This is a genomic window from Streptomyces sp. NPDC059166 (assembly GCF_042755185.1).
Taxonomy (GTDB): Bacteria; Actinomycetota; Actinomycetes; order Streptomycetales; family Streptomycetaceae; genus Streptomyces.
Genome location: NZ_JBHZCI010000011.1, coordinates 59,589 through 85,362, shown reverse-complemented (window position 1 = coordinate 85,362; position 25,774 = coordinate 59,589). Strand labels below are relative to the sequence as shown.

General features: G+C 71.6%; 22 protein-coding genes and 2 pseudogenes. 13 read left to right on the top strand and 11 right to left on the bottom strand.

From position 1 onward, the window contains the following. Positions 1–839: 839 nt before the first annotated feature. From ACFXOA_RS10980 to ACFXOA_RS10970, 3 genes and pseudogenes are all read left to right on the top strand, one after another. Positions 840–2,021: pseudogene (locus ACFXOA_RS10980) on the top strand (glycoside hydrolase family 64 protein); the annotation flags it as partial. Positions 2,022–2,265: 244 nt separating this feature from the next. Beyond that, complete coding sequence (locus ACFXOA_RS10975; protein ID WP_385024959.1) at positions 2,266–4,011, top strand: amidohydrolase; 1,746 nt, start codon at positions 2,266–2,268, stop codon at positions 4,009–4,011. Between the two features lie 101 nt (positions 4,012–4,112). Next, positions 4,113–4,301 (top strand): hypothetical protein, encoded by a 189-nt coding sequence (locus tag ACFXOA_RS10970; protein WP_385024956.1) that lies wholly within the window; start codon positions 4,113–4,115, stop codon positions 4,299–4,301. A gap of 161 nt (positions 4,302–4,462) precedes the next feature. Here ACFXOA_RS10970 and ACFXOA_RS10965 read toward each other — a convergent pair whose 3' ends face one another. Beyond that, on the bottom strand, positions 4,463–4,987 hold the full coding sequence (locus tag ACFXOA_RS10965) for a hypothetical protein (protein WP_385024953.1): 525 nt from the start codon (positions 4,985–4,987) through the stop codon (positions 4,463–4,465). 239 nt (positions 4,988–5,226) lie between these two features. Between ACFXOA_RS10965 and ACFXOA_RS10960 the strand changes: the two genes are divergently transcribed. Further along, positions 5,227–5,841 (top strand): YceI family protein, encoded by a 615-nt coding sequence (locus tag ACFXOA_RS10960; protein ID WP_385024950.1) that lies wholly within the window; start codon positions 5,227–5,229, stop codon positions 5,839–5,841. A gap of 84 nt (positions 5,842–5,925) precedes the next feature. On the opposite strand, the gene ACFXOA_RS10955 is transcribed toward ACFXOA_RS10960, so the two are convergent. After that, positions 5,926–6,384, bottom strand: a complete 459-nt coding sequence (locus ACFXOA_RS10955) for an ATP-binding protein (RefSeq protein WP_385024947.1) — start codon at positions 6,382–6,384, stop codon at positions 5,926–5,928. Between the two features lie 112 nt (positions 6,385–6,496). On the opposite strand from ACFXOA_RS10955, the gene ACFXOA_RS10950 reads away from it, so the two are divergent. The 7 genes and pseudogenes from ACFXOA_RS10950 (at position 6,497) to ACFXOA_RS10920 (ending at position 13,279) form a co-directional block, all read left to right on the top strand. Next, positions 6,497–7,318 carry a helix-turn-helix domain-containing protein gene (locus ACFXOA_RS10950; protein ID WP_385024944.1) on the top strand — a complete coding sequence of 274 codons (822 nt, stop codon included), beginning with the start codon at positions 6,497–6,499 and terminating at the stop codon, positions 7,316–7,318. Beyond that, on the top strand, positions 7,315–7,548 hold the full coding sequence (locus ACFXOA_RS10945) for a DUF397 domain-containing protein (RefSeq protein WP_385024941.1): 234 nt from the start codon (positions 7,315–7,317) through the stop codon (positions 7,546–7,548). The genes ACFXOA_RS10950 and ACFXOA_RS10945 overlap by 4 nt, the downstream gene beginning before the upstream one ends. A 5-nt stretch (positions 7,549–7,553) precedes the next feature. Next, positions 7,554–8,411 carry an SMI1/KNR4 family protein gene (locus tag ACFXOA_RS10940; protein ID WP_385024938.1) on the top strand — a complete coding sequence of 286 codons (858 nt, stop codon included), beginning with the start codon at positions 7,554–7,556 and terminating at the stop codon, positions 8,409–8,411. 243 nt (positions 8,412–8,654) lie between these two features. Continuing rightward, positions 8,655–10,061 (top strand): cellulase family glycosylhydrolase, encoded by a 1,407-nt coding sequence (locus tag ACFXOA_RS10935; protein ID WP_385024935.1) that lies wholly within the window; start codon positions 8,655–8,657, stop codon positions 10,059–10,061. 173 nt (positions 10,062–10,234) lie between these two features. Then, positions 10,235–10,942 (top strand): annotated as a pseudogene (locus ACFXOA_RS10930) (cellulose-binding protein); the annotation flags it as partial. 359 nt (positions 10,943–11,301) lie between these two features. Next, positions 11,302–12,396 carry a chitinase gene (locus ACFXOA_RS10925; protein WP_385024932.1) on the top strand — a complete coding sequence of 365 codons (1,095 nt, stop codon included), beginning with the start codon at positions 11,302–11,304 and terminating at the stop codon, positions 12,394–12,396. Positions 12,397–12,523: 127 nt separating this feature from the next. Further along, positions 12,524–13,279: a DUF4097 family beta strand repeat-containing protein gene (locus ACFXOA_RS10920; RefSeq protein ID WP_385024929.1), complete on the top strand. Its 756-nt coding sequence runs from the start codon at positions 12,524–12,526 to the stop codon at positions 13,277–13,279. 63 nt (positions 13,280–13,342) lie between these two features. Here the strand turns inward: ACFXOA_RS10920 and ACFXOA_RS10915 are convergent, their stop codons facing one another. From ACFXOA_RS10915 to ACFXOA_RS10890, 6 genes are all read right to left on the bottom strand, one after another. Next, positions 13,343–13,897 (bottom strand): DUF402 domain-containing protein, encoded by a 555-nt coding sequence (locus ACFXOA_RS10915; protein ID WP_385024926.1) that lies wholly within the window; start codon positions 13,895–13,897, stop codon positions 13,343–13,345. 37 nt (positions 13,898–13,934) lie between these two features. Further along, the gene (gene ppk2 / locus ACFXOA_RS10910; RefSeq protein WP_385025121.1) at positions 13,935–14,870 is read right to left on the bottom strand and encodes a polyphosphate kinase 2; all 936 of its coding nucleotides are present in this window, start codon (positions 14,868–14,870) and stop codon (positions 13,935–13,937) included. A 77-nt stretch (positions 14,871–14,947) separates the two neighbouring features. After that, entirely contained in the window at positions 14,948–15,973 is a 1,026-nt protein-coding gene (locus ACFXOA_RS10905) for an iron-siderophore ABC transporter substrate-binding protein (RefSeq protein WP_385024923.1), read from the bottom strand. A gap of 33 nt (positions 15,974–16,006) precedes the next feature. Further along, positions 16,007–16,825: an ABC transporter ATP-binding protein gene (locus ACFXOA_RS10900; protein ID WP_385024920.1), complete on the bottom strand. Its 819-nt coding sequence runs from the start codon at positions 16,823–16,825 to the stop codon at positions 16,007–16,009. A gap of 59 nt (positions 16,826–16,884) precedes the next feature. Further along, positions 16,885–17,958, bottom strand: coding sequence for a FecCD family ABC transporter permease (locus ACFXOA_RS10895; RefSeq protein ID WP_385024917.1), 1,074 nt, complete (start codon positions 17,956–17,958; stop codon positions 16,885–16,887). Continuing rightward, positions 17,955–19,022 carry a FecCD family ABC transporter permease gene (locus ACFXOA_RS10890; RefSeq protein ID WP_385024914.1) on the bottom strand — a complete coding sequence of 356 codons (1,068 nt, stop codon included), beginning with the start codon at positions 19,020–19,022 and terminating at the stop codon, positions 17,955–17,957. Before ACFXOA_RS10890 ends, ACFXOA_RS10895 begins: the two co-directional genes overlap by 4 nt. Positions 19,023–19,186: 164 nt before the next feature. Between ACFXOA_RS10890 and ACFXOA_RS10885 the strand changes: the two genes are divergently transcribed. Beyond that, on the top strand, positions 19,187–19,768 hold the full coding sequence (locus tag ACFXOA_RS10885; protein WP_385024911.1) for an MSMEG_1061 family FMN-dependent PPOX-type flavoprotein: 582 nt from the start codon (positions 19,187–19,189) through the stop codon (positions 19,766–19,768). A 61-nt stretch (positions 19,769–19,829) separates the two neighbouring features. Here ACFXOA_RS10885 and ACFXOA_RS10880 read toward each other — a convergent pair whose 3' ends face one another. Continuing rightward, complete coding sequence (locus ACFXOA_RS10880; protein ID WP_385024908.1) at positions 19,830–20,060, bottom strand: hypothetical protein; 231 nt, start codon at positions 20,058–20,060, stop codon at positions 19,830–19,832. A gap of 117 nt (positions 20,061–20,177) precedes the next feature. Here ACFXOA_RS10880 and ACFXOA_RS10875 point away from each other — a divergent pair, with 117 nt between their 5' ends. Beyond that, on the top strand, positions 20,178–21,188 hold the full coding sequence (locus ACFXOA_RS10875) for a YdcF family protein (RefSeq protein WP_385024905.1): 1,011 nt from the start codon (positions 20,178–20,180) through the stop codon (positions 21,186–21,188). Between the two features lie 31 nt (positions 21,189–21,219). Here ACFXOA_RS10875 and ACFXOA_RS10870 read toward each other — a convergent pair whose 3' ends face one another. After that, positions 21,220–22,605, bottom strand: a complete 1,386-nt coding sequence (locus tag ACFXOA_RS10870) for a hypothetical protein (protein WP_385024903.1) — start codon at positions 22,603–22,605, stop codon at positions 21,220–21,222. Positions 22,606–22,667: 62 nt separating this feature from the next. Continuing rightward, entirely contained in the window at positions 22,668–25,754 is a 3,087-nt protein-coding gene (locus tag ACFXOA_RS10865; protein ID WP_385024901.1) for a glycoside hydrolase family 3 N-terminal domain-containing protein, read from the bottom strand. Positions 25,755–25,774 lie beyond the last annotated feature (20 nt).

Here is a 25,774-nt window from a genome sequence, read left to right as displayed (position 1 = left end):
GGGCCTCTCCTTTGTCGGGCTCCGACAAAGGGAGCGGGTGTGGCTCCTGACACACCACGGGCCACGCCACGCCGTGGATCCACCGGAGCGGACGACCCGGACCCACCGCTACGGAGGGGCGGCTCCGGCGCGCCGGCCTGGCACGGAGACGCGCGCCCCCACCGCGCGGCCATCGCGCGCCGGGGCGGCGCCAGGCCGGAAGCCGGCCACCGGCGTACGCCCTGACGCCGACCGGCGGGCTGCCCGGCGTCCGGGGCGTACGCGCGGGAGAGGCGCACCGCCGGGCCGGCCCCGGGACGGCGGGGCGGGGACGCGGGACCGGGGCCTTCTCCGCCCGTCACGCGGGCGACCGGTTGCCCGCGTGACGGGCGGGCAGCCGAGTGCCCCGGAAGGCACGCACCGCTCCCCGGCCCGCTCCCCGGACGGGCGGAACACCCGGCGTCCACCCCCCGGACGGGTGTCCGCCCCGCTCGCCCCGGGACGGACGCCCGCGAGATGCCTGTGGGACCCGGGGGACCATACCCCGCACCCCGGTCCGCCCAGGCCCCGGCCTCCGCGCCGTCGCCACCCCGGTCCGGGCCTTCAGTTCCCGTCCACCTCGCGCGCCGGGGCGCCGACACGTCGGCCACGGGTCGTCAAATCCCGTCATCAGGCGTCGAGTTGTGAAGATCAAGGCCTTCTTGAGAGCGCTCTCAGTCATAACTCTTGACGCCGTACGGGGGCGTCGCGAGAGTGGTGCGCACCGCAGGCGGCCCCCCACGGCTCGACCTCGCCACACCCCCTGCCCTCCCCGTCTGCGCCCCCCACCTCTCGGGAGTTCCCTCGTGATCTCACGCCGAATGTTCCTGACCGGCGCCGCCGCCTCCGCGACCGCGCTCACCTATCCCCTCTGGGGCGGCAGTCTCAGCCCACGCGCGTCGGCGGCCGCCGCGACCTGCGAGCTCGCGCTGGAGAACCGCTCGCTGCCCGGCACGGTCCACGCGTACGTCACCGGCCACGAGCAGGGCACGGACCGCTGGGTGCTGCTGCGCCCGGACGGCAGTGTCTACCGCCCCGACTCCCCCGGCGCCCCGCAGACGCCCCTGCCGGTGGACTGCGCCATCCCGCTGAAGGGAGCGGGGGCCGGACCCGTCGTACTGACCCTGCCCCAGATGTACGGCGCGCGGGTGTACTTCGTCCGCGACGACAAGCTGGACTTCTACCTGAACCCGGGCCCGTCCCTCGTCGAGCCGGCCTTCGCGACCCCCACCGACCCGAACTACGGCAGGACCTGGTCGTTCTGCGAGTTCACCTTCAACCCGCAGCAGCTGTACGCGAACATCAGCTACGTCGACCTGGTGACGGCCCTGCCCATCGGCCTCACCCTGGAGGGCGACGAGACGCACACGGTGGCCCCGCTGCCGGACGGCGCGGTGCAGCGCATAGCCGACGACCTCACCGCCCAGGCGGCGTCCGACGGGCAGCCCTGGGACAAGCTGGTCACCCGTGGCCAGGACGGGCAGGTCCTGCGGGTCGTCTCTCCGCAGAACCTGATGGCGCCGTACTTCGACCGGCCGGACGAGATGCCCTTCCGGGACCTGTTCACCGCCCAGATCGACGAGGTCTGGGAGAAGTACCGCTCCACCGACCTGCGGATCGATCTGCAGGGCGGGCGCGGCACGCTCGCCGGCCGGGTCAGCGGGGACACGCTGACCTTCGAGGGCGGGCACACCTTCGTGAAGCCGACGTCGAAGGACATCTTCACCTGCAACCACGGCCCCTTCACGAACAACCCGGGTGACTCCGACGACAAGAAGGCCCTGCTGGCCAGGATCGCGGCGGGATTCAACCGCTCGATCATGCTCAGCCACCCGCAGCAGCCCAACGGAACCTCCGTGGCGGACTACTACAAGGGCGCGGTGACCAACCACTGGTCGCGCGTCGTCCACGCGAACTCGCCCATCGGCTACGCGTTCCCGTACGACGACGTGCGCCCGGACGGCGAGCCCGACGTGTCAGGCGCGGCGCACGACGGAACCCCCGGGGGTTGCTGGGTGTGGGGGGGCACCTGCCCCCCCCCCGCCACGGGGCCGCCCCCCGCTGGTGGGGGGGGCACGGCCCTGTCGTGTGCGTACGGCACCCGGCGTCCGGCCGGACACGCCCCGTGGAACGGAAGCGGATCATGTAACTCCGCGTACACGTCAGCCTATTGACTTCGCAACATCCGGAATGGAGAGTGCCGGGCACTGCACTGTACTTGTACATGCCATTGGACCGGAGGCGCCCGTGTGCGACTTGCACGATCCCAGTGATCACGACCATGCGGTACGGACCGGCGACGGGCTCAGCCGCCGCCGGATCATGCAGATGCTCGGAGCCGCGGGAGTCGCCACCACGGCGATGGGCGCGACCGCGGACCCGGCCATGGCGGCGGCGTCCGACGAGGCCGCCGGCTCAGCGGTGGACGCCGCCTCCTACTCCGCCCCCGAGGGGCTGGCCGGCGACTCGGAGGCCAAGCGGACGGCGCTCGGCTGGATCGAGCGGAACACGGCCCGTATCAACGCACTGAACGACGAGATATGGGAGCACGCGGAACTGAGCCTGCGGGAGTGGAACTCCTCGATCGCCGAGGCGGAGTTCCTCCGCAAGGCGGGCTTCGAGGTCGAGTTCGGGACCGCGGGCTTCCCCACCGCCTTCACCGCGACGTACACCCGGGGCAAGGGCGGCCCGGTCCTCGGCTTCAGCGGGGAGTACGACGCCCTGCCGGGCCTCTCGCAGAAGAAGGGGGTCGGCGAGCACGACCCGAAGGAGTACATCCACGACCCCTTCGCCCCGAGCTACGGGCCCGGTCACGGCTGCGGGCACTGCGCGCTGGGTACGGCGGCCGCGGCCGCCGCCGCCGCTGTGGCGGAGGCGTCCCGGCGCCACAAGCTCGACGTGACCGTGAAGTTCTTCGGGTCCACCGCCGAGGAGCAGCTGATCGGCAAGACCTACGCGGTCAGCAAGGGCGTCTACGACGGGCTCGACGCCTTCCTCGACTGGCACCCCTCGACCGGTAACGCCACCGGCTGGGGCACCACCAACGCGATGACGGCCGTCACCTTCACCTTCCTCGGTGTCGCGGGCCACGGCGGCACCCCGCTGGGGAACAAGAGCGCGCTGGACGCGGCCGTGATGATGGCGACGATGTCGGAGTTCCTCCGCGAGGAGAGCATGGCGCCGTCGGCCCGGCTGCACTGGGTGATCAACAACGGCGGGGACATCCCCAACGTGACCCCGGAGATCGCGGAGATCTCGTACTACGTCCGCGAGGGCAGTGTGGATCGGGTGACCGCGCTGCTCGACAAGGTCATCGCGGTGTCGAAGGCCGCCGCCACCGCCAGCCGGACCTCGGTGCAGCACCGGATCACCTCGGCCTGCTGGAACCAGCTGCCGTCGAAGTCGTTCGCGGAGCTGCTGCACGACAACATGCGGCAGATCGGCCCGCCGGTCCACTCCGAGGAAGCCCAGCGCCTGGCCAAGGAGCTGCAGAAGTCGCTGGGGCTGCCGGAGAGCGGACTGCACGACAAGATCGGTGAGCTGAATCCGCCCAACCCGGTCTTCCTCGGCGGCGGTTCCACCGACGTGGCCGACATCAGCTGGCAGGTGCCGACCGTCTCCATGGGTGCGGCGGTGGCCCCGATCGGGTCGAAGATGCACACCTGGTCGACGGCGTCCTGCGCGGGATCCTCACCCGCCCACGCGGCGATCCCGGCCGCGGCGTCCTATCTGGCGGCGACGGCCGTCGACCTCCTGGTGAAGCCGGAACTGCTGCGGGGCATCAAGGAGGAGTTCGAGAAGCGGACCGAGGGCCTGACCTGGAAGACGGCACTGCCCGAGGGTTACGAGCCCCCGATGTACGAGCCGCCCGCCTGGTTCCTGAAGAAGACCCGGCAGAGCTGGCCGCCGGAGAACATCACCTGGCCGCCGCGCAGGATCGTGAGCAAGGAGAAGTTCTCCTCCCTCGGGCCGGCGCTGGAGCCGCAGGTCTGAGCACACCTCGGGGGTGTCCCGTCGGCGCACGGCCCGCGTCGACGGGACACCCCGGGTGATCCGGGCGCCGTCCGCCCCACGGCCGGCGCACCGTGTCGGTCATGGGTACGGACATCTACGGGTTCATCGAGTGCCGCCACATGTACTCCGCCGACGGCGACCCCGCCCCCTTCCGGCAGCCCGCCGTCGAGCTGGACCACCTCCACGACGCCCGTGACCACGCCGCGTTCGGCAGCCTGTTCGGCGTCCGGAACCCCCAGCGGGCGTCCTGCCGAGGGGCGAGCCCCTGACCCGCCGCCAGACCGTGCACACCGCGACGTAGTCCCCCGTCCTGACCGTCATGCGGGTGCCGGCCGAACGCCACGGCGCGGCGTGCGTGCGCCTGGTCGTCCGGTTCGACTGAGACGGCCCTCGCCCCGTGAGTACAGGGCGAGGGCCTCAGCGCGTACGGTCAGCAGCCGCCGCAGTTGTAGTAGGTCACGTCCCAGTGGTTGCCCTCGTCGGCGTAGACGTTGCCCGAGCCGGACTTGTACTGCGGCGCGCCGTCGCCCCGCAGACCGATGTAGCTGAAGACGCCCTTCACGTAGTTCGTGAGGCAGGTGGTCTTGCCGAAGTCGAGCTTGTAGCCGTTCCAGTGCGAGTACGTGCCGCTCGCGTGCCCGGTCTCGGTGCCTCCGGTGATGTTGAGCGCGCAGCCCGACGCGCTCTTCAGGGTCTGGGCGCCCTGGGCGCTGGTGAGGTTGAGCTGGTCGAAGGACGTACAGGTGGAGACGTTCCGGTTGGAACAGCCGCCGGACGAGGACCAGGTGATCCCGGACGAGGAGAAGCGGGAGGTCGCCTGGGAGTGGGTGAGCTTGGTGGCGGCATGGGCCTCCGTGGCGCCACCGCCGAGCACACCGACGCCGGGCGCGAACAGGGCGCCGAGGACGAGGGCGAGCGCGGTCAGGACCGAGCGGAATCGGGGACGGGTCAGCATGGGGGGAGTCCTCCTGCTCATGACAATACGGGCAGGGAGATAGTGCCCCAGCTCTACGCGCGTCCGCCAGGGTGCGGCGGACCCCGGCGGATGCGCCCCGGCGATTTCCGGACCGGCCTGGACCCTTGATGTTGAACTTTGAACTAGATGGGTCTACAGTGAATCTCGTTGAAGGTTAAACCAAACGTTCGGCGGCCCGCCCCTGCGGAACGCGTCGGAACCCGTCCCGAGGAGGAGCCATGGCTCTGTTCAACCGCAAGAACACCGCCCCGTCCACCACCGCCACCCTCGCCGTGGACCCGGCGCTGGCGGCCCTGACCGGCACGTACACGATCGACCCGGCGCACAGCAGCATCGGCTTCACCGTGCGCCACGCCATGGTCACCAACGTGCGCGGCTCCTTCGGTGAGCACGAGGGGACGCTCGAACTGGACGGCGCGAACCCGGCGGCCTCCACCGCGACGATCGACGTCAGGATCGCCAGCGTCGACACCCGCATCGCCGACCGCGACGGCCACCTGGTCAGCGGCGACTTCTTCGACGCCGAGAAGTTCCCGCTGATGACCTTCCGCTCCACCGGCGCGGAGCAGCTCGGCGGCGACGCGTACCGCATCACCGGCGACCTCACGATCAAGGACGTCACCCGGCCGCTCTCCATCGACCTGGAGTTCAACGGCTCGGCCACCGACCCCTACGGCAACCAGCGCGTGGGCTTCGAGGGCAGCGCCGAGATCCTCCGCTCCGACTGGGGCCTCACCTACAACGCCGCGCTCGAGACCGGTGGCGTGCTGGTCGGCGACAAGGTCAAGCTGAACTTCGACATCTCCGCGATCAAGGCCGCCCCGGCGGCCTGACCCGGGAAGACCGAGCGCGCCGGCCGCCACTCCCCCACCGGAGAGGGGCGGCCGGCGCGTTGCAGTGCGTCGCCCGTGAGGCGGTCACCTCCTGTCACGGAGGAGGAGCGACCCGCTCCCCTCCTCGTCATGCTTCCGTGCCGTACCGGCGAACTCGCACCAGACGGCCTTGCCCGGGTCCCGTGCCCTCACTCCCCACGCCGCGGCCAGCGCGCCGACGAGCAGCAGTCCGCGTCCGTGCTCGGCACAGGGGGCGGCCGGGGCCGGGTCCTCCTCGACATGCCCGCCACCGCTGTCGTGCACCTCGATGCGAAGCACCTCGTCGCAGGTCATCCGCACCTTGAAGCCTCTTCCGGGAGGGACGCCGTGGATCAGCGCGTTGGTGGTGAGTTCGCTGACGCAGAGCAGGACGTCGTCGTGGTCCGCCTCGTACTCCCAGTCGATCAGGGCCTGGTGGACGAACTGCCGCGCGAGAGGTACGGATGCGCGCTCACGCCGGTAGAACGCCTCGCGGAAACAGGAGGGTTGCGTCGGTTCATTCACAGGACGACTCTCACAGGACGCCACTACTCTGGGTCACCGCATGGGCTCGTACACCGTGTTTGTACGAGCGCTGACGGGTCCGCCGGGACTCGCGTACGGGGAGGGGCACGGCATGCACTCGACGAAGAGGAACAAGCGGGTCACGTCCTGGCACGTCATCGGCGCCCAGCTCGCGGCGTTCCGCAAGGCGGCCGGCCACACCCAGACGTCGCTGGCCGACCGCTTCTGCGTGGGCGAGGACACCATCGCCTCGATCGAGCAGGGCCGCCGACCTCTCCAGGCGGATCTGGCACGGCAGTTGGACGACCTCCTGGGCACCAAGGGAGTGCTCGCCGTCGCGGTGGCGAAGGTGCCGCAGAGGGAGCGGTTCCCGGCCTTCGTACAGGACTTCGTGGAGTACGAGCAGGAAGCGGTGACGCTGCTGTCGTACCAGAGCCAGGTGGTGCCGGGGCTTCTCCAGACGGAGGCCTACGCGCGCTTCCTCTTCTCCTGCCTCTACCCGCCCCTGGAGGAGGAGCAGCGGGAGGAATGGGTCGCGGCCCGGCTGGGACGGCAGCGGCTGCTGGAGCGGCGGCCGCGCCCCATGCTGCACTTCGTGCTGGAGGAGAGCATCCTTCGCGGCGTCGTCGGTGATGCCGAGGTGCGCAGGGAGCAGCTTCAGCACCTCAGGCGGTGCATGGAACTCCCCTTCCTGGGGCTCCAGATCATGCCCATGAGGCTCCCCAAGCACGCCGGCCTGGCCGGCCCCATGGTGCTGCTGGAGACACCGGAACACGATCATCTCGCCTACGTGGAGGGCCAGCTGACCAGCGTCCTGCACGACGACCCGGACGACGTGAGTGTGCTCCAGCAGAAATATGGGATGCTGCGGTCGCAGGCGCTTTCCGTCGAGAACAGCGCGCGCCTACTGGACGACCTGCTTGGAGAGTCATGACTCCCGCTGCTCGCGGCACATCCCTCACATGGTTCAAGTCGACCTACAGCAGCGACCAGGGTGGCGACTGCCTCGAAGTCGCCTACCGCCCCACCTCCGGGCGCGCCGAGGGCTCCGCGCGCCCCGACGCGGTGCACATCCGCGACTCCAAGGCCGGCGACGGCGGCCCGGTCCTGACCGTGCTCCCCGCCGCCTGGACCGCGTTCGTCGCGTCCGCCGTCGCGGTCTGACCCGCGTGCCGCTCCCCGACGACGCCCTGGCCCGGATCACCGGCCGGGTCCGCCCGCCCGCCGTACCCGTCGACGGGTCGGGCGACTGGGGCGCGAGCGAGGAGGCGATCGGCACCCGGCTGCCGGAGGACTACAAGCGGCTGGTCGAGACCTACGGACGCGGGGACTTCTGGGGCGCCCTCTGCCTGCGTACGCCCTTCGGGGAGGACAACCCCGTCCGGCTGGCCGCAAACCTCCTGGACGACTACGGCCCGTTGCGCGACGACTTCCCCGAGGACTATCCCTACCCGCTCTTCCCGGAGCCCGGCGGGCTGCTGGCCTGGGCGGTCACGGAGAGCGCGGCGCACGTGTGCTGGCTGACCGAGGGGGCTCCGGAGGCCTGGCCCGTGGTGATCTGGTCCCGGGACGACGACTACGAACGCTTCGACTGCGGGGCGGCGGACTTCCTGGACCGCCTGACGAGCCGCACCATCGCCCCTGAACTCCTGCACCACACACCGGAACTCGCCCCCTGGTTCGATCCCGCCGTCCAGCTCGACCATGTCTACCTCCGCCTGGGCGAGGGCACTCTCCCGTACGCCGAGCGGCTTCGCCTTCTCCGCGAGGCGCTGGGCCCCACCTCGGACCGCGGGGGTTTCGAGAACGGCGGCCAGCGGCAGGACCACTTCGCCGTCGACCGCTCCGGCTGGCTCCTGACGTACGAGACGGCGTACGGCCACCAGCTCCGGGTGGCGTTCCCCCCGGCCGACGAGGGCCGGGCCCGCGATGCCGTGCTGGCGGCGGTTGAGCTCATCGGGTGCCCCGTGCTGTCGGCCGACACGGTCCACGGCACCTCGTCCTGGGCACCCGGCACCGGCGCCTGACCTCGGCCTTTCCTGACGGGCACCCGCACTCCCCCTGTGCAGGACGGCTGTCGGCGCTGTGCCGGACGGCTGCCGGCGCCCGCCCGCGCCCCGCCCGGCTCCGTGCACCGCTCTTCGGCGAAGCCGGTCAGATGTCTATCGCGCGCGGGCGCACCGGTGTACGGTCACGGGCCGACGGACCCCTGGGAGCGCTCCCACGCTCTCCCGTCGAACCGCTCCCCCCTTCCCGCACGGAGGAACCCCATGAAACGCCTGCTCGCCTTACTCGCTGCCTTCGCGACCGCTCTGGGCCTGCTGGCGGCCTTCGGCCCACAGGCCTCGGCCGCGTCGGGCTGCAAGGTCGAGTACACCGTCGTCAGCCAGTGGAACGGCGGCTTCCAGGGTGGCGTGAAGATCACCAACCTGGGATCGCCCGTCTCCGGCTGGACGCTGCGCTTCACCATGCCGGACGCCGGACAGAAGGTGGCCCAGGGCTGGAACGCGACCTGGTCCCAGGCCGGTTCCGCGGTCACCGCCACCGGTGTCGACTGGAACCGCAACCTGGCCACCGGCGGGACCGCCGACGTCGGCTTCCAGGGCACCTTCACCGGCGCCAACCCGAAGCCCACGGCGTTCGCGCTCAACGGTGTCACGTGTACGGGCTCGGTCGGGCAACCCGATCCCGACCCCACACCGACCCCCGACCCCACCCCGGACCCCGGGGACGACGACGGCACCCCGGTGGGCATCAACGGGAAGCTCCACGTCTGCGGCACCAACCTCTGCAACCAGTACGACCGTCCCATCCAGCTGCGGGGCATGAGCACGCACGGCATCCAGTGGTTCAGCGAGTGCTACAACACCGCGTCCCTGGACGCGCTGGCGAACGACTGGAAGTCGGACCTGCTGCGCATCTCGATGTACGTGCAGGAGGAGGGCTACGAGACCGATCCGGCCGGCTTCACCGCCCGGGTGAACGGCCTGGTGGACCAGGCGGAGTCGCGCGGGATGTACGCGCTGATCGACTTCCACACCCTGACCCCGGGTGACCCGAACTTCAACCTGCAGCGCGCCAAGACGTTCTTCGCGTCCGTCGCCGCGCGCAACGCGTCCAAGACGAACGTCGTCTACGAGATCGCCAACGAGCCCAACGGCGTGAGCTGGTCGGGCATCAAGTCCTACGCCGAGCAGGTCATCCCGGTGATCCGCGCCGCCGACCCGGACGCCGTCGTCATCGTCGGCACCCGCGGCTGGTCCTCGCTGGGCGTCTCCGACGGTTCGAGCGAGAGCGAGATCGTCAACAGCCCGGTCAACGCCACCAACATCATGTACGCCTTCCACTTCTACGCCGCGAGCCACAAGGACAACTACCGTTCCACGCTGAGCCGGGCTGCCGCCCGACTGCCCCTCTTCGTCACCGAGTTCGGCACGGTGAGCGCCACGGGCGGCGGGGCGATGGACACCGGCAGCACCAACGCGTGGCTGGACCTGCTGGACCAGCTGAAGATCAGCTACGCGAACTGGACCTACTCCGACGCCCCGGAGAGCAGCGCCGCGTTCAAGCCCGGCACCTGCAGCGGCTCCGACTACAGCAGCAGCGGCGTGCTGAACGAATCGGGAGCACTGCTCAAGAACCGGATCAGCACTCCTGACAACTTCCCCACCAGCTGACGCCCCGGCGGGGCTCTGGCACACATGCCGAGCCCCGCCACGGGATCCCCCATCCGCACCCTCATCCCCCACCTCGGAGGCCTACCGTGCACATCCCACTCGTCCGATTACCGCGCCGGCCCTGGGCCGTGGCGCTCACCGCCGCGCTCGTGCTGCTGACCCCCGGATTCACCACCGCACCCGCGCACGCCGCGGACTGCGGGGGCGCCCTCATCTGTTCGGACTTCGAGGACCAGGCGGGCCCCGCCCCGTCCGGCGACTGGCAGTTCACCGCGCCCGACTGCCAGGGCACGGGGATGGCGGCAGTGGACACCGAGGTGGCCCACGGCGGCAGCCGGTCGCTGCGGGTCGACGGCGGAACCGGCTACTGCAATCACGCGTTCGTCGCCTCGACGGCGGACCTGTCGTCGGCCGGCCCGGTACTGCATGTGCGCATGTGGGTGCGGCACACCACGGCACTGCCCACCGCCCACGTCACGTTCGTCTCGATGCCCGACGCCTCCCAGAGCGGGCGCGGCCTGCGGGTGGGCGGGCAGAACGGGGCGCTCCAGTGGAACCGGGAGGTGGACGACGCGACGCTGCCCGCCCAGAGCCCGGCGGGCGTGGCACTGAGCAGGCCGCTGCCGACGGATGTCTGGCAGTGCCTGCGATTCTCGGTCGACACCACCGCTCCGGGGCTGGACACCTGGCTGGACGACGAGCTGGTACCCGGTCTGCACGCGGACACCACCCCCACCCAGGACGTCGACCAGCAGTGGCTCGCCCGGACCACCCCGCCGCGGCCCACCGCCCTGCGTCTCGGGTGGGAGAGCTACGGGACGGGTGAGGACACCCTGTGGTTCGACGACGTGACGGTGGGGACCACCCCCCTGGACTGCTGACGCGGCGTCCGGACTGCCGACGCGGCGTCCACCACGCACTCGGTGCCCCCGGCCCTCAGGACCGGGGGCACCGGCGCGTATCCCGCAGGGGCGCCGGTTCGTCCGCCCGCCCGGCCGTCCGGAACGGCCCACCACCGGAAGCCGGGCCTGACGGCATTGGTATGGACATGTCGAATGCGCGGGACTAGCCTCGGGCTTGGTCTAGACCGCTGCGGACTCCAGTCTTCCGTTCCGACCCGCCGCCCCGCACCGGACCGGCCTCACCACGCGCGGCGCCGGACCGTGAGAGGGCGCGCCGCACGGCCGGACCTCCCCCCACCGCACCCCCCGCGCGCAGCCCACAGAAAGGTCCCCCCACCATGGTTCGACCGACGCGAGGCAGCACGAGAAGCACCCGCACCGCCCGGCTCCTGGCCGTCGCACTGGCCGCCGCCGGCGCCGCCCAGGCCCTCATCGGCACCGCACCCCCGGCCACGGCGGCCGACGCCTCCCCGGCCGCCGCCACCTGCGCCCTGAAGTCCCGGCCGCAGGGCAAGGTGCTCCAGGGGTACTGGGAGAACTGGGACGGGGCCGCCAACGGCGTCCACCCGCCGTTCGGCTGGACCTCGATCGCCGACCCGCAGATCCCGCAGCACGGCTACAACGTCGTCAACGCCGCCTTCCCGGTGATCCGTTCGGACGGCACGGTGCTGTGGGAGGACGGCATGGACGCCACCGTCAAGGTGCCGACACCCGAGGAGATGTGCGAGGCGAAGGAGGGCGGGCTCACCACCCTGCTGTCCATCGGCGGCGCGACGGCCGGGATCGATCTCAGCTCCGCGGCGGTGGCCGACCGTTTCGTGGAGACCGTGGTGCCGATCCTCAAGACGTACAACTTCGACGGCATCGACATCGACATCGAGACCGGCCTCAGCGGCAGCGGCGACATCGACACGCTCTCCCCCTCGCAGGCCAACCTGATCCGGATCATCGACGGGGTACTCGCGGCGATGCCCCCGGGCTTCGGCCTGACCATGGCTCCCGAGACCGCCTACGTCACCGGCGGCAGCGTGACCTACGGCTCGATCTGGGGCGCCTATCTGCCGATCATCAAGAAGTACGCCGACAACGGCCGGCTGTGGTGGCTGAACATGCAGTACTACAACGGCAGCATGTACGGCTGTTCGGGCGACTCCTACGAGGCCGGCACCGTGCAGGGCTTCACCGCCCAGACCGACTGCCTGGACCGGGGGCTGGTCGTGCAGGGGACGACCATCCGGGTCCCGTACGACAAGCAGGTGCCGGGGCTGCCCGCGCAGTCGGGGGCGGGCGGCGGCTACATGGCCCCCTCGCTGGTCTCCCAGGCGTGGAACGGCGTCAGCGGGCTCAAGGGGCTGATGACCTGGTCGCTCAACTGGGACGGTTCGAGGAACTGGACCTTCGGCGACAACGTCAAGTCTCTCCAGGGGCGTTGAGACCCGCAGCACCGCTGCCGTCCCGCACCGGCCGAGGGGCCGGGTGCGGGACGGCGTCCATCGGAGGCGCCTCGCTCCTGCCATGGAACTCCCGTCTGCGGGAAGACGACCGGCCATGGAGACCAGGATGCGCACCCACGGATGGCGATCCGCCGCACTGCTGGCGGCCTTCGCGCCCCTCGTCGCGGCATGCGGCGGTCACGGCGGGGTCCCGGACGGGCGCCTCGGAGCGAGTGCGCCGCCCCGGATGTCCCAGGGCTCGCACCTGGTGATCTCCACGGACAACGGCGTACGGCTGCGCCCGGCGGACGGCGACCGGGCGGGGATCGCCCCGCACGTCACGAGCCACTGGTCCAGGGACGACCGGACGTGGGCGCTCGACCTGTCCTGCACGGACCGCGACGGGCACGAGGATCCCGCGTGCCCCCGTATGCCGGTCGTCGCCGTGCCCTCCGGCACCTCGGTCACCGTGACGGCGCGGAACGCCGGCATCGACGCGGTGGGGATCGGGGCTGAGCTGGACCTGACCACCGTCAACGGCGATGTGACCGTGACCCGTTCGGGCCGCGACGACGCCTCCGTGCGGCTCGTCACCCGCAACGGTTCGGTCCGCACCGAGGCACTGGACTCCGGGCGTCTGCACGCCGAGACGGTGAACGGGGACGTCACCCTCGCCAGCGCCACCTCGCCCGCCGGCCTCACCGCCGCCACCACCAACGGCTCGGTCCGGGTGACACTCCCCCACGACGCCCCCGGCTACCTCACCACCGCGACCGCCCGCAACGGCCGCAGCTCGGTGACCGTCCCGGCGGCGGCGAAGGGGGCAGGGCACGAGATGTCGCTCTCCACCGTCAACGGGGACGTCAGCGCGGCGCGCAGCTGAGGCGGCGGATCACAGTCTCCCGGCTGAGGCGGCGGATCACAGTCTCCCGGCTGAGGCGGCGGATCACCGTCTCCCGGCGCCCCGGTTCACCGGGGCGCCGGTGACGAGCTCGAGCCACCCCCGGTACGCCGAGGTGAAGGGCTCCACACCGCTGTCACGTCCGCCCGCCTCCCTCAGCCAGGCACAGGCGCGCAGGGCCTCTTCGACGACGCCGGCGGGGTAGCCGTAGCTCAGCCGGTGTTCGGCGAACTCGTCCTCGTCCTCGGTGTACGCCTCACCCCCCGGGGGCCGTACGACGTCGAGATCGAGGTCGACCGTCCGCAGCACGGTGGTGCCCCCGTCCTCGCCCCACTCCGGCACCGTGCAGACGTCGACGTACAGCTCCGGGCCGGGTGCGGCGCAGAACGTGGCGATCCACCACCGGCCGCGCGGAACCAGCAGCACATGGTCGAACCGGTTCGCCCAGCCGCCCCCGGACGCCTCGACGGGCACGCCGCGCGCCGTGCCGAGCCACACGCCGTGTTCGTCCTCCCCCAGACGCACGGCGGTCCATCGCCCGCTCACCCGGCCGTCGTACTTCCTGACGTCGACCAGCACCGGGCTCTTCTCGGTCGTCATGCGCCCAGCATGCCCGGTGAACCGTCACGGCAGACCCTCACGGATGCGCGCCCGGCCCCTCGGTGTTCGGGGCGAGGCGGGTGGGTGAGAGCGCGGTGTCCTCCTCGCCGGGCTCCAGGAGGGTGTGGGCGGCGCCCACGATCAGCGGGTCCGGGCGGCCGACGGCCTCGTGGTCCTTCGCCGCGTAGTCGACGCGGGCGAGCAGGCTGCGCATGACCTCCAGCCGCGCCCGGCGCTTGTCGTTGCTCTTCACCACGGTCCACGGCGCGTGCGCGGTGTCGGTGGCGCGGAACATGTCGATCTTCGCCGTGGTGTAGTCGTCCCAGCGGTCGAGCGAGTCGATGTCCGTGGGCGAGAGCTTCCACTGGCGTACGGGGTCGACCTGCCGGATGGCGAAACGCGTGCGCTGCTCGGCCCGGGAGACGGAGAACCAGAACTTCACGACGACGACGCCGTCGTCGACGAGCATCCGCTCGAACGCCGGGCACTGCCGGAGGAAGAGTTCGTACTCGGGCTGGGTGCAGAAGCCCATGACGCGTTCGACCCCGGCCCGGTTGTACCAGGACCGGTCGAAGAAGACGATCTCACCCGGGGCCGGCAGGTGCGCCACGTAGCGCTGGAAGTACCACTGGCCGCGCTCGCGGTCGGTCGGCTTGTCCAGGGCGACGATGCGCGCGCCGCGGGGGTTCAGGCGCTCGGTGAAGCGCTGGATGGTGCCGCCCTTGCCTGCCGCGTCCCGGCCCTCGCAGACCACCACGACCCGGGCGCCGGTCTCCCGGGTCCACCGCTGGAGCTTGAGGAGTTCGATCTGCAGGATCCGTTTGGTGCGCTCGTACTCCTTGCGCCGGACCTTGCGGTCGTACGGGTAGTTCTCCCGCCAGGTCTTGATCGGCCGGCCCTCGTCGTCCAGCAGGATCGGCTGCTCCGGCCTGCTGTGGTCGACCGTCAGGCCGTCCAGCAGTTGCTTCTCCATCCGGTCACGGTCCACCGGCTCAGGGTGTCACCCGCCGGTGCCCCACGCCACCAGCGGCGTGGGGCGTCACGGGGTGTCTACTTCATCTTCTCGGCGAAGAGCGGGACGACCTTGTCCAGGGCGTAGACGGTCGACAGGACCGAGTCGGTGGCGAAGGCCTGGCTGATGCCCTGGTCGTCGAAGACGAGGGAGTGTCCGGCCTTCACCGACGGGACCGCCTTGTACAGCGGGTCGCCGCTGATGTCGGTGGCCGGGATGCCGATCGGGGCCATGACCGTCAGGTCGGCGTCCAGGAGGTCCAGGTTCTCCTTGGAGACGGAGACGGAGAAGCCCTCGCCGGCCTTGGCCTCCACGGCCGGGTTGTTCTCGAAGCCGAGGCGCTCGACGAAGTCGACGCGGCCGGTGCCGGAGACGTAGGCGCCGTAGCCCTCGGAGGTGCGGGAGCCGAGGGTGATGGTGCTGCCCTTGAACTCGGGGTGGGCCTTCACGGCGTCGGCGAACTTGGCCTCGTTGCCCGCGATCAGCTTCTCGCCCTTGTCCGGGACGCCCATGGCCGCGGCGACCATCTCGGTCTGCTTCTCCCAGGAGATCTTGTACTGGTCGCCGCCCTTGGGCACGCCCACGGTGGGGGCGATCTTGCTCAGGGTGTCGTACCGCGTCCGGTCACCGCTGGACTTGGTGTCGAGGATGAGGTCGGGCTGCAGGGCCGCGATCTTCTCGTACTCCGGCTCGAGCGTGCCGATGATCTCGGGGCTCTTGTCGTACATGCCCTTGGCCCACGGTCCGACGCCCTCGCCGCCGAACGCCAGCCAGTCGCTCGCCCCGACGGGCTGCCCGCCCAGCGCGAGGACCGTCTCCGCGTCGCCCCAGCCGAGCGCGACTATGCGCTTGGGGGCCTTGTCGACGGTGACCTCGCCGAACTTCGTCGCGACCTTCGCGGGGAAGGCCCCCTTCGCGGCGCCGTCGGAGGAGGCGGAGCCGGATCCGGTGGAGTCGTCGGAGGAGCCGCAGGCGGACAGGCCGACGAGCAGGGCCGCGACGACGCCCGCCATGAGGGCGGGGGTGCGACGGAGGCGGCGGGGACGGGAAGCGGAATCGTTCATGCCGATGAGGATAGCCTCACCTAACCAATAACTTCACACGGGGTGGCTCATCGTGTCCTTGACGTGATGACGCCCGAGCGGGACCACCATCGGCGTGCCCGACGCCGGGTCCTCCATGACCGAGCAGCGCATCCCGAAGACCTCGCCCACCAGGGATTCGGTCACGATGTCGGACGGCCGGCCCTCCGCGGCGATCCGCCCGTCCTTCATGGCGATCATGTGGTCGGCGTAGCGGCAGGCCAGGTTGAGGTCGTGCAGGACCGCGACCATGGTGACGCCGTGCTCGTGGTTGAGGTCGGTGAGCAGGTCGAGCACGTCCAGCTGGTGACTGGCGTCCAGGAAGGTCGTGGGCTCGTCCAGCAGCAGGATGTCGGTGCGCTGCGCGAGCGCCATGGCTATCCACACCCGCTGGCGCTGGCCGCCCGAGAGCTCGTCCACGGCGCGGTCGGCGAGCTCCAGGGTCCCGGTGGAGAGCAGCGCCTGGGCGACGGCCGCGTCGTCCTCCGGGGTCCAGCGCCGGAACCACCCCTGGTGCGGGTAGCGGCCCCGGCCGACCAGGTCGGAGACGGTGATCCCCTCCGGCGCCGAAGGGCTCTGCGGGAGGATGCCGAGCACTGCCGCGACATCCTTCGTCGGCATGTCCTGGACGCTCCGGCCGTCGAGGAGCACCGCCCCCTCGGAAGGGGTGAGCAGGCGTGCCATGGCGCGCAGCAGGGTGGACTTGCCGCAGGCGTTGGGGCCCACGATGACGGTGATCCGCCCGGGCGGGACGGTCACGTCCAGACCGGACACGATCTCCCGGTCGCCGTAGCCGAGGCGGACGCCTTCGGCTCGGAGGGTGTGCTCAGCCACGGCTCGGCCATGCCTTTCCGCTGGGGTCTTTCGTTCGGATCGTCACGGGTGTACGCGCGTCAGCCACCGGTGCCGCCCCTGTTGGCGCGGGCCAGGAGCAGGAGCAGGTACGGGGCTCCGATGATGCTGGTCACGACGCCGACCGGAAGCTGCACCGAGGGCAGCAGGTGCTGGGCGGCGAAGTCGGCCACCAGCACGATCAGGGCGCCGGTCAGGGCCGCGTGCGGCAGGGCGGCCCCCCGCCCCGGGACGAGGCGGCGGGCGATCGGACCGGCCACGAAGGCCACGAAGTTGACCGGTCCCGCCGCCGCGGTCGCGACGCCCGCGAGCGCGGTCGCGCAGCCGAGCAGCGCGAGCCGGCCGGGCTCGACCCGGGCGCCGAGGCCGGCCGCCGCGTCGTCCCCGAGCTGCAGCGGGCCCAGCGTGCGGGAGGCCAGGGCGGTGAGCGGTACGAGGGCCGCGAGGGCGGTCAGCAGCGGCCAGACCTGGCCCCAGGAGCGGCCGTTGAGGGTGCCCGTCAGCCAGAGGTAGGCCTCCTGGGCGTCGGTGGTGTCGGAGCGCGCCATGACGTACCAGACCACGCTGGTCAGTCCCGTGCCGAAGCCCACACCGATCAGCACGAGGCGCTGCCCCGCGACCCCTTGGCGCCAGGCCAGGAGGTAGATGGCCGCCCCGGCGGCCACGGATCCGGCCAGTGCGCTCGCGGACAGGGCGAGGCCGCTGACCTGGAAGAGCAGTGACGCGGTGATGGCGAACGCGCTCGCGCCCGAGCTGATGCCGATGACATCGGGGCTGGCCAGCGGGTTGCGCAGGACGGACTGGAAGACGGCCCCGGAGAGGCCGAAGCCGACGCCGACGAGGACCGCGAGCAGAGCACGGGGCAGCCGGAGTTCCAGCAGGACGAACCGTGAACCGCCGTCGCCGCCCCCGGTCAGCGTCGCGAGGACCTTGGAGAGCGGGATGACCATGTCGCCGACGCAGAGCGACAGGGCGAACATCGCCACCACCGCGCCCAGCAGAGCGGCCGCCACCAGCACCGAGCGCGTACGCCCCCGCTCGCGGGTGCGCCTCACCACGCGTACGGCTTCCTCCAGGCGGTCGCCGGGGGCCTCCCGGAGCCCGGTCGCGGTCACAGTTCCACCTGCTTCCTGCGCCGGACGAGCCAGATGAAGGGGACGCAGCCGATGGCCGCGGTGACCACTCCCACCTGCACCTCGCCCGGCGGGGCGATCACCCGGCCGACGATGTCGGCGAGGAGCAGCATCACCGGGGCGAGCACCATGCTGTAGGGCAGCACCCAGCGGTAGTCGGGGCCGGTGATCAGCCGGGCGGCGTGCGGGACGGCGAGTCCGACGAAGCCGATGGGCCCGGCGACGACGGTGGCGGCGCCGCACAGCAGCACCACGGCGAGTGCGGACGTCAGCCGGGCGAGTCCGACCCGCTGACCGAGGCCGCGGGCCAGGTCGTCGCCGAGTGACAGGGCGTTGAGCTGCGGGCCGAGCAGCAGGGCGAGGACGGTGCCGGCGGCGATGAACGGCGCCACCTGCCACAGCACCTCGGCGTCCCGCGCGGTGAGCGCACCGAGCTGCCAGAAGCGGAAGCGGTCGTAGCTGTCACTGTCCTGGAGCAGCACCGCGCTGGTCACCGAGGTCAGTACGGCGCTGGTCGCCGCGCCGGCGAGGGCCAGTTTGACCGGGGTGGCTCCCTCACGGCCCAGGGAGCCGACGCCGTAGACGAGGAGGGCGGCCAGGAGCGCGCCCAGGAAGCCGAACCAGATGTACTGCGTGGCGAGCGTGAGTCCGAAGAAGCTGATGGAGCACACCACGGCGACCGAGGCGCCCGCGTTGACGCCGAGGAGCTGAGGATCGGCGAGCGGATTGCGGGCGACGCCCTGCATCACCGTGCCGGCGAGGCCCAGTGCCGCACCCGCCATGAGACCGGCGACGGTCCGCGGGATGCGGACCTCCTGGACGATGAGCTGCCCCTTGACCGTGAGATCCGGGTCGAGGACACCGTGCAGCACGTCGCTGAAGGGGACGTCGCCCGAACCGACGGCGAGGCTCGCCAGCACGGTGAGGAGAAGGACTGCCAGCGCGGCCAGCAGGCCGAAGGCCAGGGCGGGCCGGCTGCGCGCGGGGCGGCGCTCGGGTGTCCCGGACTCCTGCTGGTCCGCACCCCGGAGAACCGTGCCGCTCACAGCCGGTACGCCCGGGGCGGCGACATGCGGTTGCGCACTGTTCCTCACCCTTGCTCGTCGCCCCCGGGACGGGGCGCACCCGCGAGCATAAGTAAGGTTAGCCTAACAGTGTTTTCCGGCCGTTCCTCAATCGCGGCCGCCCTTCACGAGGTACGGAGAGCCCCTTGTCGAATGCAGCGCCCCCGGCCCCCGCCGCCGTGCCCTCCACGGACGGCGACCCGCTGGCCGGGGCGGTGCCCCTGGAGTCGGCGGAGCAGCTCCGGGAGATCCTCGGTGAGCCGTGGCCGGTCGTCATCGAGAAGGTCCACGAAGAGCTGACCGAGGCCGATCTGGGTCTGCTGGCCCGCGCGCCGTTCTGCGCGATGTCCACGTCGGACGCCGACGGGAACTGCGACACCTCCCCGCGCGGCGGCGAGCCCGGTTTCACCCGGGTCCTGGACTCGCGCACCCTGGTACTGCCCGACCTGCCGGGCAACCGGCGCGGGGACAGCTTCCACAACATCCTCGTCAACCCGCACGTGGGTCTGCTCTACCTGATACCGGGCGCGATGACCGTGCTCCGGATCAACGGCCGGGCGCGCGTCATCACGGACGCGCCGTTCTTCGACGACATGGCGGTCAGGGGGCGGCGTCCCGATCTCGCGCTGGTGGTGGACATCGACGAGGTGTACCTGCACTGCCCGGCGTCGCTCAAGCGCTCGGGTGTGTGGGCGCCCGAGACGTGGGAGGGGGCGGCGGCCGCCTGAGGCCGGAGATACGCCGGACCGGTCCACGCGGTGCGCCGCGGGGACCGGCACCGGTCCCGTCTCAGCTGTTCCGGGCTTCCTCCACCACGCCGACGACCGTGGAGGCAGTGGAGGCCGTGGCTCCGGCCGCGCCGTCCACCAGATCGCCGAGGCCCCCGGCGTCGAGGGCTCCGAGCGAGACGGGCTGTCCGGCCGCGTGGGCCGCGTCCCCGTCTCCCGGGTGCGGGCTGAGCGCGGCGATGACCGCGCCGGTGGCGAACGTGAGGACGGCGAGTGCGCTTCGCTTCTTCATGCCGGGTCAACGGTGCGCGGCCCCCGGAGGACACGCGGGATCTCGGCGGCCCTCGCGCGGTCCGCGATCGCCCCACCTCCCTGCAGGCCGCCCCCTTGTGCTGCCTACGCTGTGCGCATGGTGGTCTACGCCCCGGCGGCGCTTCTTCTCCTCGCCTTCCTCGTGAGCGTCTCGCGTGAGCGCAGGAGGTTCAGCAACGCCGTGATCCTCGGGCTCGCGGCGCTCTGCGCGCTGGCGGGCCTGCTGTACAGCCTGGTCTCGTCCGGGTCGGCGTCGGCGCGGGTGGTGGCCGTGTCACTGCTCGTCCCGGGTGCTGTGGCCGTCCTCGTGCTGACGTACTTCCTCTTCCACAACGGCGTGCGGATGCTGCGCAAGGAGGGCCGGAGCCCGTCCAACCTGCTGTCGCTGCTGTGCGCCCTGGCGATCCTCGCCGTGCTCGCCCTGCTCGCCGTCGCCGCCGTGGTACGGACCCCGGTGCTGGTCGCGGTCGCGGCGACGGCCGGCGCCCTGGCGCTCTACTTCTCGTTCCTCTTCCTGTGCTTCGTCTGCTACGCCTTCCTCTACGGGCGCCTGTGGGTGCGCCGCAAGGCCGACTTCGTGGTGGTGCTGGGATCGGGGCTCGTCGGCGGTTCCACCGTGCCGCCCCTGCTCGCGAGCCGGCTGAAGCGGGCGCGGGAGGTGCACGCCAGGCTCTCCCGGCGTGGCGGGTCCCCCGTGCTCATCGCCTCGGGCGGGCAGGGGCCCGACGAGGACCTGCCCGAATCGCACGCCATGGCGGACCACCTGGTGGCCGAGGGGTTTCCGGCGCATCTCGTCGAGCGGGAGGACCGGTCGACGACGACGGAGGAGAACCTGCTGTTCAGCAAGGCGATCATGGAGGAGGCGAATCCCGGCTACCGGTGCGTCGTCGTCACGAACAACTTCCACGTCTTCCGTGCCGCCCTCACCGCCCGACGGGTGCGGATCCGGGGCCAGGTGGTGGGCGCGCCCACGGCCGCCTACTTCTGGCCCAACGCGACGATCCGGGAGTTCGCCGCGATCCTGAGGGACTACCGCCGGAGCAACGCGGTGATGTGCCTGCTGATCCTTCTCGGCGGGGTGGCCGTCTGGTGGACCCGGCTGGGGTGACCACCGGTTCCGTGTGCTCCGGCGAGGCGGATCAGAACCCGCCGCCGTCGAAGCCCCCGCCTCCGCCGAACCCACCGCCGTCGCCGAAGCCTCCGCCGCCGAAGCCGGAGGAGTCGAAGTCGGAGCCGGAGAAGTCGCCGCCGCTCCAGTCGCCTCCCCCGCCACCGCCGAAGTCGCCGCCGCCGTACTCCGCCGCGTAGGCCGGGGTGGAGAGCATCGAGCCGAGCATCGTGCCGACCAGCAGGCCTGGCAGCAGACCGCCGCCGAAGTAGCCGCCGGCCCAGGGGCCGTACGCCGGGCCCGCCTCCCAGTAGGGGCGGCGGCGGCCGTCGCCGACGTCGACCGTACGGCTCATGGGGTCCTCGCCGTCGCGCAGCCGGACCTCGTCCGCGCCGCAGACCGGGACCTCGCGGGCCGCGCCGCCGGAGGGGGTCCACCGGACATCGGCCACGGACGGGCCGTGGCGCGGGTCGAAGAAGCAGGGCGGCCTGCGGGCCGGGAGGGGCCGGCCCTTGCGGCGGGCCTCCAGGACGGCGAGCGAGAAGCGGCCGTCCTCCAGCGCCTGGGTGACCCCGCGTACGTCGGAGGGGTGGCGGGCTTCGCCCATGCGGGACTTGGCGTTCTCGTAGGAGTCGAGCGCGCTCTCGTAGTCGGCGCGCATGGCGTCGTCGGCGCCCTTCTCACCGGGGTGGAAGTCCAGCCGGTCCAGGGTCTCGCCGTACGCGGTGATGTCCTCGTCGACGACCACCCTGAGCTTCTCCAGGGCAGCCTGTTCCTCCTCCTCCTTGCGCCTCCTGTTGCGGCGTAGGACGGTGAACGCCGTCGCGCCGCCGACGAGGACCACGCCTCCCAGCACGACGAGTCCGGCGACCGGGGCGCCTCCGGTGGAGCCGTCGTCCGCGGTGCCGCCGCCGGACCAGGAGGCCGGGGCGCTGCCCCTGGCCTGCTCGACGGCCCGGTCGACGAAGGCGTTGAGCTGGGTCGCGGTGTCCGTGTCCGAGCCGGGCGCCTTCACGGCGGTGGAGAGGTTCGCGACGGCCCGGGTGGGCATCACCTGCGGGTCGGCGCCGGCGTCGAAGCCGTCGCCGAGGCGGACCGCGTACACACCGGTGATCCCGGTGTCGCTGCGCAGGTTCTGCAGGAGGTTCTCCGGCGGGTACTGGGACGTCGCGGGCAGCACGGCCACGAAGACCGGCTTGTCGGCGTCGATGATCTTCTTCTCCAGGGCGGCCTCCTGGGAGGCCGGGAGCTGGGCGGCCGCCGCCGGGTCCACGTACACGGGGTCCTGGCGCAGGGCGCGCGCCGCGTCGTCGATCGTGGCGGGGGCGGCATGGGCAGTGGAGGACATGGCCAGCAGTGCCGCCGTGAGCATCAGCAGCAGGCAGGCCCACAAGGGAGCGAACAGCCTCTTCCGCATACTCCGAAAGTAACCCGGACGGGTGACAAACGCGTCACCCGCCCGGGTCACCTCGCATGCTGTTACACGGCCCGGTAGGCCGTCCGCAGCTTCGCGACCGCTCCGGTCAGGTCACCGGTGAGCAGCAGGTGGTCGGCGTCGGCGAAGGGCTTCGACACCGCCGGAGTCAGCTTTCCGCCTGTCTTGCGCTGGACCAGCAGCCGGGCACGGTCGACGATCTCCTTGCCCACCGCCGTCCTCCCGAGGTGGGCCCGCTCGGCGACCTGCGCGGCGACGGCCAGCGCGGTGAGGGTGACCTCGCCGCCGGACGGCACCGGCTTCAGGGTGGTGAGACCCCAGCCGTAGGGGAACTGCGGGTCGTAGTCCGCGTCGCCGACGTTGACCGGCAGCTGGGACTCCGACTTCGGCCAGGTCACCGGCAGCTGCCCGGTGAAGGGCCGCTTGCCGTAGAGGACGTCGGCGACGCCGTCGCCCTCGGTGCCCGGCAGCCAGGAGGCGACCAGGGCGTCGATGTCGCCAAGCCGGTCCCCGATGAGCTGGGGGCGGCCGGAGACGACGAGGACCGCGCACTTCATGGCGGCGCAGACCGTGTCGACGGCCTTCTTGTCGGCGTCGGTCAGCTCCAGGTCGTGGCCGTTGCCGACGTCGCCGATGCCCTCGGCGTACGGCTTCTCGCCGACGACCACGACACCCACGTCGTAACCGTCGGTCGGGGCGGAGGCGTCCTGGGAGAAGGTCGCCGACGAGGTGTTCTTCTCGATCCCGTCAAGGATGGTGGTGCCGGTGGTGGTGGCACCGGAGGCGCCCTGCCAGCTGACGGTCCAGCCGCCTGCCTGGTTGCCGAGGTCGTCGGCGTTGGAACCGGCGACGTACACCTTCTGGGAGGCCTTGAGCGGGAGCACCGGGCCGTCGTTCTTCAGCAGGACCTGGGACTTGGCGGCGGCCTCGCGGGCGACCGCGCGGTGGGCGGCGGAGCCGACCTCGTCGAGGTTCGAGGTGTCGGCGTACGGCTTCTCGAAGAGGCCCAGGCGGAACTTCTGGGTCAGGATGCGGGAGACCGCGTCGTCGATCCGGGCCTGGCTGATCCGGCCGGCGGTGACCTCGTCCTGGAGGGTCTTCGTGAAGTCCTGGTAGGCGGTCGGGACCATGATCATGTCCAGGCCGGCGTTGACCGAGGTGCGGACGTCGCTCGCGTAGTCACCGGGGATCTGGTCGATGGCCTGCCAGTCGCTGATGACGAAGCCCTCGAAGCCCATCCGGTCCTTGAGCACGCCGTTGATCATCTCGGCGTTGGCGTGCATCTTCACCGGGCCGGCGTCGTCGCCGATGATGTCGAGCGAGGAGTAGGACGGCATGACCGTGCCGACGCCCCGCTTCACCGACTCCTCGAAGGGAGCCAGGTGCACGGCTTCGAGTTCCTGCCGGGTGACCTTGGTGACGCCCTGGTCGATGGTGTACGAACCGGTGGTGGAGGAGCCGAACTCCGTGCCGCCGTCGCCGACGAAGTGCTTGGCGCTGGCCAGCACCTTGTCGTTGCGGTCGAGGTCGCTGCCGTCGGCCTTGCCCTGCATGCCGGTGATGACCGTCTCCATGGCCTCCACCAGGGCGGGGTCCTCGCCGTACGCCTCGTAGGAACGGCCCCAGCGCTCGTCGCGGGTGACGCAGACGCAGGGCGCGAAGTCCCAGGGGATGCCGGTGGCGCGGACCTCGCTCGCGGTGACGGCGCCCGTCCTCTCGGCGAGCTTCGGGTCACGGCCGGCGCCGATGCCGATGTTGTGCGGCATGATCGTCGAGCCGATCACGTTGTTGTGGCCGTGCACGGCGTCCACGCCGTAGATCAGCGGGATCTGGAAGCGGGTGGCCTGCGCGCGCAGCTGGTAGGCGTCCACCATCTTCGCCCAGGCCTCGGGCGTGTTCGGGGTGGGCACCGAGCCGCCGCCGGAGAGCAGGGAGCCGAGGTCGTACGTCGCGATGTCGCCCTGCGACCTGAGGGCGTTGCGCTCGGCCTGCGTCATCTGTCCGGCCTTCTCGGCCGGCGACATCCGCGACAGCAGGTCCTTGACGCGCTTCTCCACCGGGAGCTTCGCGTTCTGGTACGGCAGCCCGTGGGCGTCGATGACGACCTGCGGGTTCTCCTTGGGCGCCTTGGCGCCGGTGACGGTGAGCTCCAGCGGGATGGTCTCCGCCGACTCGGCTCCCTTGTCCCTGGTGGTGGACACGGTCACCGTGTGGGTGGTGCCGGAGGCGGTTCCCGCGGGGAAGGTGTGGGTGCCGGTGACCGGGGTGTAGTCCTTCCCGGCCTCCGCGCTGCCGCCCTTGGTCGTGTACTCGACGGTGACGGGTTCCTCGGTGGGGACGGATCCGGTGGTGGCGACGGAGATCCTGATGTCCGCGGTGCCGCCCTCCTTGACCGTGTGCACGGCGGAGTCGACGACGACGCTCGACTTCAGGGCCGGGTCGGCCTTGCCGTAGAGCTCCACGGCGTCCATGGCGAAGGAGCCGGGGGCGCCGGTCGGGAAGGTGACCGCGTAGCCCCACATCTCGTTCAGGCCGAGGACCTGGTCGATGCCTCCGACGGGCTGGTAGTCGGCCCGGTAGACGAAGTCGGCGAAGGGGATCTCGACCTGGTGCCAGCCCTCCCAGTCGTCGGTGAAGGAGGTCGTCCAGAGCTCGGAGGCGCCGCCGTTGGCTCCGCCGTCCTTGATCTCGAAGTTGATCCGCTTGCCCGAACCGGGCGGCAGCGGCGCGGTGTTCTGGCCGTACCACCAGAAGCGGATGCCCTTGTGGGCGGTCCAGTCGTCCGGGGGCTGGTCCACGGCGAACTCGTGGCTGAACCCGCCGTAGCCGCTGATGTCGTAGGTGCCGGAGAGGACCTTGGAACCCTCGGGGGCGTCGGCGCGGTCCTCGAACTTCATGGCGGGGTGGTCGTCGGCGTCGCCGCCCCAGGTGAACAGGGAGTCGGCGGGCGGGTTGCCGAGCGGCACCTCGCCCTCGAAGCGGTCGACCAGGACGGGTGCGGGTTCGTCGGCGTCGGCCGCCACGCTGGGGACGGCCCCGGCGAGGAGGGAGGCGAGGACGGTGACCGCGGCGAGCGCGGCCGTGGCCGGTCTCGCGCGGTGGCGAGCGCGGGCGTGCGGTGTTCGGGACATGGTGCGGCTCTCTTCCGTGG